Source organism: Lactococcus termiticola (genome assembly GCF_003116835.1).
In the GTDB taxonomy this organism is placed as follows: domain Bacteria; phylum Bacillota; class Bacilli; order Lactobacillales; family Streptococcaceae; genus Lactococcus; species Lactococcus termiticola.
This window is the reverse complement of record NZ_BFFO01000005.1, coordinates 52,279-67,812: the sequence shown is the minus strand read 5'-3', so window position 1 is coordinate 67,812 and position 15,534 is coordinate 52,279. Positions and strand designations below refer to the sequence as shown.

Genomic DNA, 15,534 nt, shown 5'->3' with positions numbered 1-15,534 from the left:
GCAAATCGTAAGACTGCTAGGGCTTATGATTTAGGCATGGAACGCTTCCGGCCCACAGCAAGTCGCCCTGTTTACTGGAGCGAAAGGGTCCAAGAGAGCAGTATCCCCAGCCGTTTCATTTCCCCATCAAGCCCTTGACAAGTGTGCTATAATGTAGAGTATGAATAGCCTGCGGATCCTGCATTTGAACGACCTTCATTCTCACTTTGAAAATTTCCCAGTGATTGAGCGTTTTTTTGCGGAAAAATCTGAGGAGGCAACGGGCGACGTCCTTCGCTTTGACCTGGGCGACAATGTCGACCGGGCTCATCCCTTGACTGAAGCAACGGCTGGGCGAAGTAACATTGAGCTCATGAACCGCCTTGGGCTGACGGCTGCGACCATCGGCAACAACGAAGGCCTCGGCCTGACCCACGAGATGCTCAGCCATCTCTATGACCAGGCCAATTTTGATGTCCTCTTGTCTAATCTGACGAATACGCCCTTTGGGCAGGGACCAAAAATCATTGAGACGAGCTGGGGGATGAAGGTCGGTATCATCGGCCTGACAGCCCCTTATGACCGGGCCTATCCACTGGCTGGCTGGGACTTGCGTTACCCGATGGATGTCCTAGAGGAGCTTCTTCCGCTGGACTGCGACTTTACGATTCTCCTGTCTCATCTTGGGAAGCCCCGTGATGAAGAGATTGCTGAGCGTTTTCCAGAGATTGACTTGATTATCGGGAGCCACACCCATCATCTCTTTGAGGATGGCTCAAAGGCCAATGAGACCCTCCTTGCGGCAGCGGGCCGTTACGGCGAGCATGTCGGCCTGATTGACCTTGATTTTGAGGGCAATCAGCTGGTCGACTCAAGGATTCATGCCTATGATACCCAGCTTTTGCCAGATTTGCCTGGCGACAAGGAAAGGGTATCGGCTTGGGAGGATGAGGGCCACAAGCTCCTCCAGCAGGTCCAGTTTGAGGCCCTGGAAGAGGGCTTGACCAATACGGCTCCTGACTATCCAGCTAGTCATTATCTCGCCGAGCGCTTTTGTGAGCAAAAGCAGGTGCCGGCCATGCTGCTGGCTTCTGGCCTCCTGGTCACGGACTACCTGCCGGCCGAGCTGGACTTGGACATGCTCCATGACTTTTTGCCTCATTCGATTCGTCTGGTCAAGTTTACTTTTACAGGCGATGAATTGAGCCAGGCCCTGGCTGAAATCACACAGAACGCCAGCTTTATGGTCAACCAGACGATTCAGGGCATGGGCTTTCGGGGCAAGGTCTTTGGCGAGCTGATTTTGCACAATTTGACTTTTGAAGAGGGCAAGGCCAGCTACCTGGGCCAGCCGGTCGAAGCCAATGAGACCTACGAGGTCCTCATGCCTGACCAGTACCTCTTTGCCCGCTATTTCCCGATATTGAAAGGTTTAGGCCATGCAGAGATTCTCTTTCCTGATTTTCTGAGAGAATGCTTTGCCCATGCACTAAAGAAGAAAGAGAATCATGCCTAAAGAAGTAGATGAAACGAAATTAAATTATAATAAATACCCGGGCGAGCATGTCATTGCCATTGACGAGGTCGTCAAGGTCGGCGAGAAGACCTTTCATTTGGTCAGAAATGTGAAGGAAGCCTTTAACACTGAAAAGCTGGAGCAACGCTACAATGGCATCCTCGACCGCTATGACTACATTGTCGGCGACTGGGGCTTTGAACAACTTCGCCTCAAGGGCTTTTATTCTGAAAGTCGCAAAAAGGCCAGTCCTGAGCAGAGAATCGACCATCTGGAAGACTATCTCAATGAATACTGCAACTACGGCTGTGCCTACTTTGTCCTGAGACGCATCCGCAAGGCGGGCGAAAAAGACCTGCCTTATGCCAAGGAGCGAGTCTTTGAAGATGGTCCTAAGAAGCCAAGACTCGATAACCGCAAGCGGAATCGCAAAAAGCCTTCCCAAGCTAAGGCTGACAATAATAATGGCAAAAACGCCGGCAACAACAAGCAAAACAAGCCGAACAATAATAAGCCCAAGGATAAGCCCGGCCAAAAGCCGGGAGGCAAGCAAGGCTTTGTCATCAGAGAACGCAAGTCCAAAATAGAAAGCAAACATGGAAAATAAAGAAAGCATTTACGGATTAACACAGGAAGCCTTGATTGAATGGGCGCTTGCCAATGGCCAAAAGAAATTCCGGGCGACCCAGGTCTGGGACTGGCTCTACCGCAAGCGTGTCCAGTCTTTTGACGAGATGACCAACCTCTCGAAGGACTTCATTGACCTCTTGAAAGAAAACTTCATCATGAATCCCCTCCAGCAGGTCGTGGTCCAGGAGTCTGAAGACGGCACGGTCAAGTACCTCTTCATGTTGCCTGATAAGATGATGATTGAGACCGTCCTGATGCGACAGAGCTACGGGCTTTCTGTCTGTGTGACCACTCAGGTTGGCTGTAACATGGGCTGTACCTTCTGTGCTTCAGGGATTTTGAAAAAAGAGCGGGATGTTACAGCTGGTGAGATTGTCGCTCAAATCATGCTGGTTCAAAAATACTTTGATGAACGTGGCCTGGATGAGCGCGTATCTCACGTGGTTGTCATGGGTATTGGTGAGCCATTTGAGAACTACGAGCACTTGATGAACTTCCTGCATGTCATCAATGACGACAAGGGTCTGGCCATCGGTGCCCGTCATATCACGGTTTCAACTTGTGGCTTTATGCCAAAACGTGTTGAAGAGTTTGCCCACAACGGCCTCCAGGTCAATCTGGCGATTTCTCTCCATGCTCCAAACGATGAGCTGAGGACTAGCCTCATGAGGATTACCCGGAATGCTCCTCTCGAGAAGCTTTTCAATTCGATTGATTATTATACTGAAACAACGAACCGCCGTGTGACCTATGAGTACATCATGCTATCCGGCGTCAACGACAGCCCAGAGGTCGCCCAGGAATTGGCGGATCTCATCAAGCCTCGCAATAAGCTGGCCTATGTCAATCTGATTCCTTATAATCCCGTCGCTGAGCATATCAAGTATGAACGCTCAAAGCCTGAGGATGTAGCCAAGTTTTACGATGTCCTCAAGAAGAACGGCATCAACTGCGTGGTTCGGCAAGAGCACGGAGCTGATATTGATGCGGCTTGTGGACAGTTGCGGAGTAAGCAGTTGAAGAAGGATGAGGTTGGGGCTTGACGATAAGGTCCGTTTCGTTCCGGAAATTCTGAAAAATACTGTGAGGCCCGCAAGCAAACCTTCGGTTTCATTGCTAAATGGCGAGCCCGAAGGTCTCTCCATTTGCCTTTTTTCACAGTGTTTTTCAGAATTTCCTCCACTACACTTGTGATAAAATTGGCTTATTCAATCCTTATTCAGAAAAATTAATTTGACAAAAAGAGGCCTTCGTCCTCTTTTTTCGTGAAGTCATTTATCCGGTTAAAGCCCTAAGAAAAAAAGGCTAACGCCTCTGCGTTAAGCCTGTTTTGGAGGATTTACCAGGCAAATCCCCACCAGGAAGATTCCCGTCTTCATTACTCGCATCAAGCAATTTCTTAAAAGCCAGAACCGCCTTGGAATTTTCCCTGCGGATGATGATTATCCTTAAAGCATGGGACAAATCATTGACCTTCCTGCTCAGTAATCTCCGGATTGAGGATAAGATTATAGATCTCATCGAAGACAATCCGCTGTTTTTCAGTGAGTTTTCTAACCATATTTCACCTACATTATCCCCGCATAAAAGGCAGAGCAATAAAAACAATCATCAAGGCCACAAAAATCAAGCCACAAGAGACCTTATAGGTCGTCGGCACCCATTTCCAGTAAGCCTTGGGTGGGATGAAGGCGGCGAGCAAGACACCGCCAAGGGCTCCGCCGATGTGGCCCCAGATGTTGACCTGGCCGAGCTGGAAGAGGTTGATGAATATTTGCAGGATAATCAGGACAGCGAAGGTCTTCCCGATTTGCTTGAGGCGTGGGTCACCTGTGAAATAACCCAGGGCAGCGATGGCTCCAAAGAGGCCAAAGACGGCCCCTGAAGCACCGGTCGAAAGGACGTCTGGAGCCAGAAAGAAAATGGCTGAATTGGCGAAAATACCAGCCAAAAGATAGATGATCAGGTATCGCAGGTGACCAAAGATTTCTTCGATTAAACGGCCCATAAAAAAGACAATCAGCATGTTGGAGAGGACGTGTCCCCAGCTGGCATGGACGAAGATAGGCGTGAAAAGTCGCCAAATCTGGCTGGGATCAGCCAGGATATGAGGGGAAAAGATAGCTCCAGACTCCAGCAGGGCCTGGCCTGAGCTCACTTGTCCTGAAAAGGTCGTGAGCTGGGCAAACCAGACCGCCAGGGTCAGGAGGACGATGAGATAGGTCGACCGATGGTCGAGCAGGTCTTTTTTAATATTTTCAGGCTTCATGGGTTTCCTTTTTTATAGGCTAAAGATGGCGTTGACGGGGATGTCATGGCTTTCTGGCTCAAAATCAATGACTTGAAAGTCGTAGCAGACCGAGGCTGTAGGGCCAGTAAAATCAGCCAGGTAGCGGTCATAGTAGCCTCCACCAAAACCGATGCGGTGGCTGGTCTTATTCCAGGCAAGGCCTGGGACGATGATGAGGTCGGGGCTTTCAGCCTTGTTGGAGTTAGGCTCAGCGATGCCAAAGGCTGACTGAGTTAGGCTGTCTTTATCGTAGCTGGCAAAAATCATCTGCCGGCCTGGCAGGGTCTTTGGGATGAGGATTTGCTTGCTTTCATCTTCAAAGAGACGGGTCAGGTCAAACTCAAAGTCTTGAAACATGTAGAGGGCAAGGCTTTTTGCTTTTTTATAGCTGTCAGAAGCCATCAGTTTATCGAGGATGAGGTCAGTCTGTCTTTGTCGCTCAGCCATCGGCATCGCTTTGAGCTGTTCTATCATTTGCTTGCGATAAAAGGCTTTCTTTTTCATACTATCTATGTTATCATAAAGGTGTAAGTTTTTGTTTTATAAATTGCTGTGTGTCACCTTGATCCACCATTTCTAAACAGGCTTTACAAAATGAAAAGAAAGGAAGATCAAAAGAATGGCACAAGGCACAGTAAAATGGTTTAACGCTACTAAAGGCTTCGGTTTTATCACAGCTGAAGACGGAAAAGATGTATTCGTACACTTCTCAGCAATCCAAACCGACGGTTTCAAAACCCTCGACGAAGGACAAAAAGTTGAATTTGACTTGGAAGAAGGCCCTCGCGGACCTCAAGCAGTCAACGTAACAAAATAAGATTTTTTGAAGGTTGGCCGTGTGGCCGGCTTTTTTTGTGCCTTGCAGGCGGCTTTTCCCTTCGGGTTTGGGGATGTTTCTAATAATGGAGTGCTCGGGGAGCTAGCTTCGACTATTTCTAAGTCTGATTTAGTCTCCCTGCGGGAGCCGTCATCAGCCTAAGAAATAGTACTTGTGGATCTCCCCTGTGCGGAAGACTAAGCAGCAAAGCTGCTTGTCTTCCCATTATTAGAAAATTCCCTTTTTACTAGGCCTCCGGCCGTTTGGCTCCGCCAAACCCGCAAAGCGGTCCGCCGACGGCGGGAGCGGAGCTCTAACCCAAGGGGATTTTCTAGTAGTGGGATTACCGACAGCTCTGCTGTCGTGTAATCCGCGGAGCGGAAATCCGCAAGTAGCAAATCTTAGCCACTCGACGGCTCGCGTAAGCGAGACTAAGAGGGGCTTAGAGTTGCTCTTAGTCTCGCTTACGCGAGCACCCACTACTAGAAACATCCCCAGCCCCGAAGAGGAAAGGCCGGCTGCAAGCCACCAAAATGCAGGTTGACGACAAAACTAAATTAAACTAAAATAGAGACCATGAAAGATTTAACACAGGGAAAAATTTTCAAGGGCTTGATTCTCTTCACACTTCCCCTTTTATTGGGGAATTTTTTTCAAGTCCTCTACAATACAGCAGATACGCTGATTGTCGGTCAGACGCTGGGAAAGGATGCTCTGGCTTCGGTCGGGGCGACGGGGGCAATTAACTTTTTGATCATTGGCTTTGCCCAGGGGCTGACCTCTGGCCTGACGATTATTACAGCCCAGCGCTTTGGGGCGGGTAACAAGGTCGGTGTGAAGAAGTCTTATGCGACTGGCCTTTATTTTACAGTGGCGGTTTCGGTCATTCTGGCAGTCCTTTCCGTCCTTTTTGTGGGTGATTTGCTTCGCTTTATGCAGACGCCGGCGGAGATTTTCGAGGGGGCCAGGACCTTCTTGACCATCATGCTGGGCGGGATGATTGCGACAAATCTTTATGCCTATCTGTCCAATGCCCTCCGGAGCCTGGGTGACTCAAAGACTCCGCTCTACGCCTTGATTGTCGCCAGTATCCTCAACATTATCTTTGAATATGTGGCCATCCTCGGCTTTCATCTGGGTCTTTTGGGTTCTAGCTCAGCGACAATTTTGGCCCAGTTGATTTCTGTGGGCTTTCTCTTCTGGCATATCCGGCGAAAGGTGCCAGCCTTCCGCCTTCAGCGGGAATTTTGGAAGTTGAGAAAATCAGAATTTATCGAGCACTCAGGCCTGGCTCTGCCCATGGGCTTTCAGTCCAGCATCATTGCGATTGGCTCGATTACACTGCAAATTGCCCTCAATACGCTGGGGACCAATGCGGTCGCAACCCAGGCCATTGTCTCAAAAATCGACCAGTTTGCAATGTTGCCAATGATGTCAATAGGCCTTGCCATGGCTACCTTTGCCGCTCAAAACTTTGGAGCCAAGCAGTACCTGCGGATAAACCAAGGCCTTTACAGGGCTCTGGGGCTGGCAGTTGGCTGGGCGATTTTCTTTGCCCTTGTCCTTAACCTGCTCCATTTCTACTTTACGACGGCCTTTATCAGCCCTTCGCAGACGGATGTCCTCGAGCTCTGCCAGCATTACTATCTGGTCAATGGGGCCTTCTACTGGCTCCTGGCCATCCTCTTTGTGACCCGCTCGACCCTGCAGGGCCTGGGCGACGCCAAGATTCCGACCATCTGCGGGGTGATGGAGCTGGTCATGCGGGCAGCGGTGGCGATTCTCGGGGTCTACCTGATGAATTATACCGTCATCATTGCCTCTAACCCTGCCGCTTGGATTGGCTCGACGGTCATTCTGATTCCGACGACCATTGCCATGCTCCGGCGTTTTTCGGCCCGGCATCGCCAGGATTTATTAGTATCATAAAAAAGCTGACGCTGTCAGCTTTTTCTTTAGGGCAAGATGCCCATGAGTTGGAAGTGGAAGCGGTAGTAGCTGGCCAGTTCGCCAGCGTCACAGCTACTAAATTTATCGAGACATTTTTCAAGCTCTTCCATCCCCTTCTTCTTGTCTTCAAACTGCAGGCAGTAGACGGCTTCGGCAATGGCGATAAGATTGATGGCGAAAAAATCCCGCTTGATTTCAAACTTATGCAGGCGGTCAGCCATCTGCTGGGCCTTTTTCTGCTTACCCCGACTGGCAAAGAGAATCATAGCCCGGCTGATGAGCTGGACATGGCTTCTCAGATGACAGAAGTGATAGCCCAGGCTGTAATTCCGGCCCTGGCTGGCCTTGATGAGCCGGCTGATGTCGCCGCTTTTGAAGTGGAAAATGCAGAAGTAGGCCAGCTTGAGGTCTGGAAAGGTCCAGTAATCTAGGTTCTCGAAGTAGGCGAGTAAAAAGTCGCAGTCTTTTTTAGAGAGCGTAACAAAGCAAGCCTTAGCGGCCAGGGCAAAACGGCATTTTCCCTCGCTTTCGGCCTCTAAATAGAGGCTCTCGAGGCCTTTAATATTTCTTGAAAAATCATAGTTCTCCAGGTCGAAAAAGAATTCTGTTTCATAATCGGGAATAAAATGATTGATTAAGAGTTCATATTCTGCCAGGCTGACATTCATTTCTTGCAGGCAGACGGCAAGTTTATCGATGGCGAGCATGCTTTCTCCTCGCTCAAATCGGGCAATATTTGAACCATCAATCCCAATCTTGCTCAGGGCTGAGAGGGGGAGGCCATTTTTGTGACGGATGGCTCGAAAGACTTGCCCATATTTTGAATAGGACATTTTTCTTTCCTCTTTTCTTATGGTACTAAACCTTACTATAACACAAAAAAAGCCCGTAAACAGAGAATTTAAGAGGCTTATTTACCATGATAAAGTCAGTAAAATTAGGGATTTTGGACGATTTGAAGCTTTCTGTTCATCTGGTCCTGGTCGTTCCAGAAAACAGCCCCAGGCTGTAGTGGGGCTGTTTTCTGGAACTCTTGCTTCCTATTTATAAATAACAAAACCCAGTCTATTGAGACCGGGTTTTAGATATAGACAAGTGAAATGGAAGAACTCCCGCAGATTCGCTGTGAAAAAGGCAACTGGCGAGACCAAAGGGCTCGACAGTTAGCAATGGAAGGCGGAGCCTTCGCTTGCGGGCCTCACAGAAAATCGGAGGGAGTTCTGGAATGAAACGACTCAAACGAATCAATCCTTATTTATCCAACTCCTCATAAAGCAACTTCTGAGCTACAGCAGGATTAGCCTGCCCCTTAGTTGCCTTCATGAGCTGGCCGACGAGAGCTTTAGCGGCGTTTTGCTTACCGCCACGATAGTCTTCGACAGATTTCGCGTTGTTGGCAAAGACTTCCTGGATAATTGGAATCAAAACAGCCGGGTCAGAAATCTGTACGAGTCCCGCCTTTTTGACAAAGGCTTCGGCTGAGCCACCGTTTTTGGCGAGCTCGATGAAGACCTTCTTGGCAATCTTCGAGCTGATGGTGCCGTCAGCAATCAGAGAAAGCATCTCCGTCAGGTTTTCTGGGCTGAGCTTGATGTCTTTGAGCTCGAGCTGTTCAGCATTCAGATATTGAGCCACTTCACCTTGGAGCCAGTTTGAGACGAGTTTGGCGTCAGCACCGAGTTTAACGGCTGACTCAAAGAAGTCAGAGGTCGCCTTGTTTGCCGTCAGCTGCTCAGCATCGTATTGGCTGAGGCCAAGTTCTGATTGATAACGTGCCCGACGTGCTGAGGCAAACTCAGGGAGTTCTGCCCGCATCTCAGCAATCCATTCATCAGAAATCTCGTAGCGAGGCACATCAGGCTCTGGGAAGTAGCGGTAGTCAGATGAACCTTCTTTGACACGCATAAGAATCGTTTCGCCGGTCTTATCATCAAAACGACGGGTTTCCTGACGAATTTCTCCACCGGCCCGCAAAATCTTGGCCTGGCGGTCAATCTCAAAGGCCAAGGCCTTTTTGACATTGCTGAAAGAGTTCATGTTCTTGACTTCAGTCTTGACACCAAATTTCTCAGCCCCATAAGGACGCAGGGAAATATTGGCATCACAACGCATAGAGCCCTCTTCCATCTTGACATCAGAGATGCCGGTGTACTGGATGAGCTCCTTGAGGGCGACCAGATAGGCGTAGGCCTCGTCAGCATTGCGCATATCAGGCTCAGAGACAATCTCAATCAGAGGCACACCTTGGCGGTTGAGGTCGACATAAGAATAACCGTCTGTCCCGTGAGTGTTCTTGCCGGCATCTTCTTCCAAATGCGCCCGCTCGACCCGGAGGCTCTTCTTGCTACCGTCTTCAAGGGTCACTTCGATAGAGCCATTGTAGCCAATCGGTTCATCAAATTGTGAGATCTGGTAGGCCTTGGGATTATCAGGGTAGAAGTAGTTCTTCCGGTCAAAGTGCATGGACTGGTGGATGTCCATGTTGAGGGCAAGCGCCGCCTTGATACCGGCGTCAATTACGCCTTTGTTCATGCGGGGCAGGACACCAGGGAGACCCCAGTCGATGAGGTTGGTGCTGCTATTGGCTTCACCACCAAAGTTGGCAGGGGCTGGTGAGAAAATCTTACTCTTGGTATTGAGTTCGACGTGGACTTCAAGGCCAATGATGACTTCAAAATTACTCATTAAAATTCCCCTTTCTCAAAGATATGTGGTTGTTTTTTATGGTGGTCGGTCGTTGCCTCAAAGGCAGCAGCGACCTGATAAATCGTCTCTTCATCGTAGCGTTTCCCGATGAGCTGCATACCGACAGGCATGCCGTCGGAGAAGCCTGCAGGAATCGAGATGCCTGGCAGTCCCGCCAGATTGACAGGGATAGTCAGGATGTCGGCCAGGTACATAGAGACAGGGTCCTGGGTCTTTTCACCAAAGCCAAAGGCAACAGTCGGAGCTGTTGGACCAAGGATGAGATCGTAGTTGTCAAAGACCTTGTTGAAGTCCTCAACAATGAGGGTTCGGACCTGGCCAGCCTTCTTGAAGTAGGCGTCATAATAGCCGGCAGAAAGACTGAATGAACCCAACATGATACGGCGTTTGACCTCATCGCCAAAGCCTTCGGAGCGAGAGCGGACATAGAGGTCTTCCAGATCTTTGATGTTATCGGCCCGGTAGCCAAAGCGGATGCCGTCAAAACGTTGCAGGTTTGAAGAGGCTTCAGAGCCTGCGATGATGTAATAGACTGCCACGCCGTACTTAGAGTGGGGCAGGCTGACCTCTTCGACGATGGCTCCGAGGCTTTCCAGGTGCTTAGCAGCATCGATGATGGTCTTTTTGACACCCCCGTCAATTCCTTCGCCCAGGTATTCCTTGGGCAGGGCGATTTTCATGCCTTTGATATCTTGACCAATTTTTGATGTGAAATCAGGCACAGCGATATCTGATGAGGTATTGTCATTGTCGTCAACACCAGAGATGACTTGGAGCAACTCAGCTGATTCCTTGACGGTCTGGCTGAAGGTCCCGATTTGGTCAAGCGAGCTGGCAAAGGCGATGAGGCCAAAGCGGGAAACCCGGCCGTAGGTCGGCTTCATGCCGACAATCCCAGAATAGCTAGCAGGCTGGCGGATAGAGCCCCCTGTGTCAGAGCCGAGGGAAAGGCGGACCTGTCCTGAAGCCACAGCAGAGGCAGAACCTGATGAGGAACCACCAGGGACCTTGACCTTGTTCCAGGCGTTCTTGGTTGGCTTGATGGCAGAGTTTTCCCCCGAGCCACCCATGGCAAACTCGTCCATGTTGGCCTTACCGATGATGACCATGCCGGCCTCGTCAAGTTTGTTGACAACGGTGGCATTATATGGTGGAATCCAGTTGTGGAGCATCTTTGATGCCGCTGTGGTCAGGATGTCTTTGGTGACAATATTGTCTTTGACAGCCAGAGGAATTCCGTCTGTCAACTTGCTGGCGTCAATCCCACGGGCGTCGATAGCAGACGCTTTTTCCAGGGCTTCTTTTTCAGTGACTGTGACAAAGGCGTCAACCTGGGCTTCACGCTCTTTGACATCAGCAAGCGTCGCCTGCGTCAACTCAGTGGCTGAAATTTCCTTGTTGACCAGGAGCTCATGGAGCTCAGAGATGGTTTTATCATTAAAGCTCATGCGTCACCTCCATCAGCCAGCATGGCTGGCACCTTGATAAAGCCGTCTTGGGTCTCAGGGACTTCACGCAAAATCAAGTCCCGGTTGACAGGCTCAGCAGGGACATCTTCACGCATCCGGTTGACATTGTCAGCTACATTCATAGTAAAGGCAACACCGGTCGTGTCAACCTCATCGAGGCTTTCCACCATGTCGATAATATCGCCAAGTTGGCTAGTGAAGCGAGTGATTTCCTCAGCGGAAAAAGCCAATTTTGACAGGTCAGCAACGTGCAAGACCTGGTCAGTTGTAATTTTAGTCATAACTCCTCCGAAAAATTTGGCAGAAAGACTGCCTAGTCCTAACTATTATAGCAAATTTTGGCGATTTTGAGGGGCTTGTAAAGACTTGCTGAAAATGTAGGGCAACTTAAATTAAAATTATTCATTAAATTCTTGATTTTTAATCAGAGAAGGAATATAATGGCTCTAATTGTGGAGACAATTGGGAACGATAGTGAACAGAAGAGGGGGGGGAGAAGTATGAGCGAAAAAGATGAGCAGGGCTTGAGGCCTAGCATAGAGAAGCTCTTGAAACAGGAGCCCAAGAGGTTTAAGATGGATGCTGAGCGGTCCTCTCTCATTGAGAGATTTCAGGCTTATTTGTCAAGAGAAGATATTGGAGCGGATACAGAAATGCTGGTTCAGATTGCTTCACGTAAAATACAAGATGGCTCGTTTACTAGCTATAATGCTAGAGATTTCATCATTTCAAGCTTTATCGAGCTGGAAGTTTCCTCAAAGATTACACTCAATCCTACTGAAAAAGAATCTCAGACAATGATTTGGAATGAGGAAAATGATATTTCGGCTAGGCGTTCGGCAGGCCTGCAAACCGGAGTGGGCTTCATCTTCTTTGGATGATGGATGATTAAGTAGAAAGTAGAGAGACGATGAGAAAAGAAGATTTATTAAGCAAGCTGGACGAGTTATTATCTGATGATGAAGCCTCTTCTACAAGCAGGCAAATCTTTGACATCGCAAAGACTAAACTAGAAACCCAAGCATTTGATGCGATTGATGCTGAGGATTTTATTGAACGAAATCTCTCCGAGATGAAGCTTACCAGTGGCAAAAAATTAAGTCAAAAAGAGGATATGTTTTATAGGCGACTCCTCCGTGGAGGACTGGGACTGGCGAAAAATCCTGTCTTTGGGAAGAAGTCGGGCCTGGAAGCACTGCAGGAGGTCCCTGGGATTTTCAGGGAAATCCAGGAGGAGAAGAATAAGAATGAGCACTAAGCAGGAGAGACGGTAGATGAAAAGCAAGCCTAAATTCCTCATCATTGAAGGAGATGGAGAAAAGCGATACGCTTATAGCTTTGAGACAGGAAAGTTCTATAAGAAAATGTACAAGACCAATCAAAAACTTAATGTCTCGGTCACTTTATTTGGCTCGCTGTTGACGTCATTGATTTACAATTTCTTTGATCATCTCCATAGCGATTTAGGTGCACCCAGCATCTTAGGGATTTTAACGCTGGGGACATTTGTTTTTTGTTTTATTGTGGCCTTATTGGTAATTTTTGCTTCAAAGCGATTTGTTCATCCAGAAGCTTTTTAAGAGCTTACTGATGAGCTTGAAATAAGGCGTCTCAAAGAGAAACTCTCCTCTAACAGAAATAAGAAATTGACATTGGTCTGTGTTGCCATCATCATCATTTTACTATCTGTAGCGAGTCCCCTGGTTGGCTATTTTCTCCAATCCAAGGATATGTCGATTTTAAGTATTTATCTTAGTATAATGCTTTTAGTTAATCTCTTGATTTATCTCATCTATTACGGGGTTCGTCTCAGGAAAAATAACTTGAGGGTCTTGGATGATCTTGGATAATAGACAAATCAAAAAAGTGCCAGCATCAGCAAGCACTTTTAATATAGACTTCTATTAGAAATTCCGACCTGCCAACTTCTCAAAGAGGCCGTTATTAAGCACCTTGAGGTAGGTCCCCTTCATACCGAGTGAGCGGGATTCAATCACGCCGGCAGATTCGAGCTTACGCAGGGCGTTGACGATGACTGAGCGGGTGATGCCGATCTTGTCAGCGATGACTGAGGCGATGACGTGGCCTTCTTCGCCGTCGAGCTCTTCCATGATGGCTTTGATGGCCTTCATTTCAGAGTAAGAGAGGGTGTTGACGGCCATAGATGCCATGGCATCCTTACGGATGTTTTCTTCCATCTGCTCAAGCTTGAGGTTTGAAAGTTGAACACCGATGACAGTGGTCGCAAGCTCAGTTAAGACCAGGTCATCTTCTGAGAACTCGCCCTTTTCACGCCACATGATGAAGGTACCGAGACGCATGCCTGAGCCATAGATTGGAGCAAGCGTGGTCACACCGTCAGGATAGTTGCCCAGGACCTCTTCAGGGAAGATGGACAAAGGCTTGTCGATGGTCAGGTTAGGCAGGGTGTCGTAGATACGGACTGCACCATGGACATATTCTTCAGGCAATTTCTTGTCATAGAAGAATTGGTCAACACGGGCATTGTTGGTGTTGTAAGGGAGTGAGTAACCGAGAAGTTCCCCCTTGGTATTGATCACACAGGCGTTACAGTCGATGACTAGGGCTAGACGCTCAGTCATGATGTTGTATGGCAATTCCTGCTGGAGGTCAGTCGCCCCGTCCTGCAAAATGGCTGTGATTTTTCTTGTTTTTTCTAATAAGCTAGGCATGTTATCTCCTTAATTTTTCAAGTCAAAACTGACTTGAATTGTAGTTGCTATTCTTAACATTCGACCATATTATAACATAAATCACAAATGGCGACAAGCAAAACTTTCAGAATTGTTGTAAAAAATGAAAAAATAAGCCTTGAGGCTTATTTTTACTGCTTATAAAGTTCATTCGCTGCCTTGAACACTAAGCCTCTTTATTAAAATTCTATCATGCTTTACTCATATTTTCAAATATTCACTGGAGCAAAATAGAGGCTATTCTATCGCCGATATTGCCTGAGGAAGCGCTCCATCTTATCATGGATCTCGGCGAGTTCTTCGACCCGTGGTAAATACACGATGCGGAAGTGGTCGGGCTCCTTCCAGTTGAAGCCACGGCCGTGGACGAGGAGGATTTTTTCCTGCTTGAGGAAGTCGAGGACAAATTGCTCGTCATCGTCAATCTGGTACATTTCCCGGTCGATCTTTGGAAAGATGTAAAAAGCGGCGTTTGGTTTTACGGCGGATATGCCAGGGATGCTGTTGATGGCTTCTGTGATAAATTCCCTTTGCTCATAGATTCGACCACCAGGCTGGAGGAGCTTGTCGACCCGCTGGATGCCGCCGAGCGAGGTCTGGACGACGCTCTGGGCCAGGACATTTGAACAAAGTCGCATCGAAGCCAGCATGTTTAAGCCTTCGATATAGCCTTTGACATGGGATTTATCGCCAGAGAGGACCATCCAGCCCACCCGAAAGCCAGGGATCAGGTGGCTCTTAGACAGGCCGCTCATGGTCACGACAAATTGCTCCGGAGAGGCAACAGAGGCGATGGAGACGTGCTCCTGACCGTCCATGACCAGGCGGTCGTAAATTTCATCGGAAAAGATAATCAGGTCGTGCTCAAGGGCCAGCTTTGCGATTTCTTCAAGGACAGGCTTGGGATAGAGGATGCCGGTCGGGTTATTCGGATTGATGATGACGATGCCCTTGGTGTTGGGCGTGATTTTTGATTTGATGTCGTCAATGTCGGGATACCAGTTGGCCCCCTCGTCGCAGACATAGTGGACGGGACGGGCTCCGGCCAGAGAGACGGCTGCTGTCCAGAGTGGATAATCCGGCATGGGAATCAGCATCTCGTCGCCGTCATCGAGCAGGCCCTGCATGGCCATGACGATGAGCTCAGAGACCCCATTGCCTGTGTAGACGTCATCAATGTCGACGCCCTTGATTCCCTTGAGCTGGCAGTACTGCATAATGGCCTTGCGGGCAGAGAAAATCCCCTTACTGTCAGAATAGCCCTCAGAGTCGACGGCATTGCGGACCAGGTCACGGATGACCTCATCAGGTGCCTGGAAGCCAAAAGCTGGCGGATTGCCAGTATTCAGTTGCAAGATTTTTTCGCCATTGAGCTTCATCTTATCGGCATAGTCGAGGACAGGGCCCCGGACATCATAGCTGACATGGTCGAGTTTGTGGGATTTTTGAAAGTCTCGCATAGG

16 protein-coding genes are annotated in these 15,534 nt (G+C 48.7%); 8 read left to right on the top strand and 8 right to left on the bottom strand.

All coding sequences use genetic code 11. The features are described 5' to 3' along the window. Positions 1-160: 160 nt before the first annotated feature. Genes NtB2_RS04805 through rlmN form a run of 3 tightly spaced genes read left to right on the top strand, consistent with a single transcriptional unit; the run spans position 161 to position 3,168 of the window. Positions 161-1,495 carry a bifunctional metallophosphatase/5'-nucleotidase gene (locus NtB2_RS04805; protein ID WP_109245817.1) on the top strand — a complete coding sequence of 445 codons (1,335 nt, stop codon included), beginning with the start codon at positions 161-163 and terminating at the stop codon, positions 1,493-1,495. Then, positions 1,488-2,102 carry a YutD family protein gene (locus NtB2_RS04800; RefSeq protein WP_109245816.1) on the top strand — a complete coding sequence of 205 codons (615 nt, stop codon included), beginning with the start codon at positions 1,488-1,490 and terminating at the stop codon, positions 2,100-2,102. The genes NtB2_RS04805 and NtB2_RS04800 overlap by 8 nt, the downstream gene beginning before the upstream one ends. Next, complete coding sequence (gene rlmN / locus NtB2_RS04795) at positions 2,092-3,168, top strand: dual-specificity RNA methyltransferase RlmN (RefSeq protein WP_109245815.1); 1,077 nt, start codon at positions 2,092-2,094, stop codon at positions 3,166-3,168. Before NtB2_RS04800 ends, rlmN begins: the two co-directional genes overlap by 11 nt. 530 nt (positions 3,169-3,698) lie before the next feature. Here the strand turns inward: rlmN and NtB2_RS04790 are convergent. Together NtB2_RS04790 and NtB2_RS04785 are read right to left on the bottom strand one after the other, a co-directional pair. Beyond that, on the bottom strand, positions 3,699-4,394 hold the full coding sequence (locus NtB2_RS04790; RefSeq protein ID WP_109245814.1) for a rhomboid family intramembrane serine protease: 696 nt from the start codon (positions 4,392-4,394) through the stop codon (positions 3,699-3,701). 12 nt (positions 4,395-4,406) lie between these two features. After that, on the bottom strand, positions 4,407-4,919 hold the full coding sequence (locus tag NtB2_RS04785; RefSeq protein WP_109245813.1) for a 5-formyltetrahydrofolate cyclo-ligase: 513 nt from the start codon (positions 4,917-4,919) through the stop codon (positions 4,407-4,409). Between the two features lie 115 nt (positions 4,920-5,034). On the opposite strand from NtB2_RS04785, the gene NtB2_RS04780 reads away from it, so the two are divergent. Both NtB2_RS04780 and NtB2_RS04775 read left to right on the top strand, forming a co-directional pair. Further along, entirely contained in the window at positions 5,035-5,232 is a 198-nt protein-coding gene (locus NtB2_RS04780; RefSeq protein WP_109245812.1) for a cold-shock protein, read from the top strand. A 576-nt stretch (positions 5,233-5,808) separates the two neighbouring features. Then, a complete protein-coding gene (locus NtB2_RS04775; RefSeq protein WP_109245811.1) occupies positions 5,809-7,161 on the top strand; it encodes an MATE family efflux transporter in 1,353 nt (450 codons plus the stop codon). Positions 7,162-7,187: 26 nt separating this feature from the next. On the opposite strand, the gene NtB2_RS04770 is transcribed toward NtB2_RS04775, so the two are convergent. From NtB2_RS04770 to gatC, 4 genes are all read right to left on the bottom strand, one after another. Beyond that, entirely contained in the window at positions 7,188-8,015 is an 828-nt protein-coding gene (locus tag NtB2_RS04770) for a helix-turn-helix domain-containing protein (protein WP_109245810.1), read from the bottom strand. A gap of 418 nt (positions 8,016-8,433) precedes the next feature. Further along, a complete protein-coding gene (gatB, locus tag NtB2_RS04765) occupies positions 8,434-9,867 on the bottom strand; it encodes an Asp-tRNA(Asn)/Glu-tRNA(Gln) amidotransferase subunit GatB (protein WP_109245809.1) in 1,434 nt (477 codons plus the stop codon). Next, positions 9,867-11,336 carry an Asp-tRNA(Asn)/Glu-tRNA(Gln) amidotransferase subunit GatA gene (gene gatA / locus NtB2_RS04760; protein ID WP_109245808.1) on the bottom strand — a complete coding sequence of 490 codons (1,470 nt, stop codon included), beginning with the start codon at positions 11,334-11,336 and terminating at the stop codon, positions 9,867-9,869. Before gatA ends, gatB begins: the two co-directional genes overlap by 1 nt. Then, entirely contained in the window at positions 11,333-11,638 is a 306-nt protein-coding gene (gatC, locus tag NtB2_RS04755) for an Asp-tRNA(Asn)/Glu-tRNA(Gln) amidotransferase subunit GatC (RefSeq protein WP_109245807.1), read from the bottom strand. Before gatC ends, gatA begins: the two co-directional genes overlap by 4 nt. 219 nt (positions 11,639-11,857) lie before the next feature. Between gatC and NtB2_RS04750 the strand changes: the two genes are divergently transcribed. The 3 genes from NtB2_RS04750 to NtB2_RS04740 are packed head-to-tail and all read left to right on the top strand — an operon-like array spanning position 11,858 to position 12,937. Beyond that, positions 11,858-12,238 carry a hypothetical protein gene (locus NtB2_RS04750; RefSeq protein WP_125194961.1) on the top strand — a complete coding sequence of 127 codons (381 nt, stop codon included), beginning with the start codon at positions 11,858-11,860 and terminating at the stop codon, positions 12,236-12,238. A 29-nt stretch (positions 12,239-12,267) separates the two neighbouring features. Continuing rightward, positions 12,268-12,615 (top strand): hypothetical protein, encoded by a 348-nt coding sequence (locus NtB2_RS04745; protein WP_109245805.1) that lies wholly within the window; start codon positions 12,268-12,270, stop codon positions 12,613-12,615. Positions 12,616-12,631: 16 nt separating this feature from the next. Further along, positions 12,632-12,937, top strand: coding sequence for a hypothetical protein (locus NtB2_RS04740; RefSeq protein ID WP_109245804.1), 306 nt, complete (start codon positions 12,632-12,634; stop codon positions 12,935-12,937). A 324-nt stretch (positions 12,938-13,261) separates the two neighbouring features. On the opposite strand, the gene codY is transcribed toward NtB2_RS04740, so the two are convergent. Both codY and NtB2_RS04730 read right to left on the bottom strand, forming a co-directional pair. Then, on the bottom strand, positions 13,262-14,050 hold the full coding sequence (gene codY / locus NtB2_RS04735) for a GTP-sensing pleiotropic transcriptional regulator CodY (RefSeq protein ID WP_109245803.1): 789 nt from the start codon (positions 14,048-14,050) through the stop codon (positions 13,262-13,264). Between the two features lie 263 nt (positions 14,051-14,313). Beyond that, a complete protein-coding gene (locus NtB2_RS04730) occupies positions 14,314-15,531 on the bottom strand; it encodes a pyridoxal phosphate-dependent aminotransferase (RefSeq protein WP_109245802.1) in 1,218 nt (405 codons plus the stop codon). Positions 15,532-15,534: the final 3 nt, after the last annotated feature.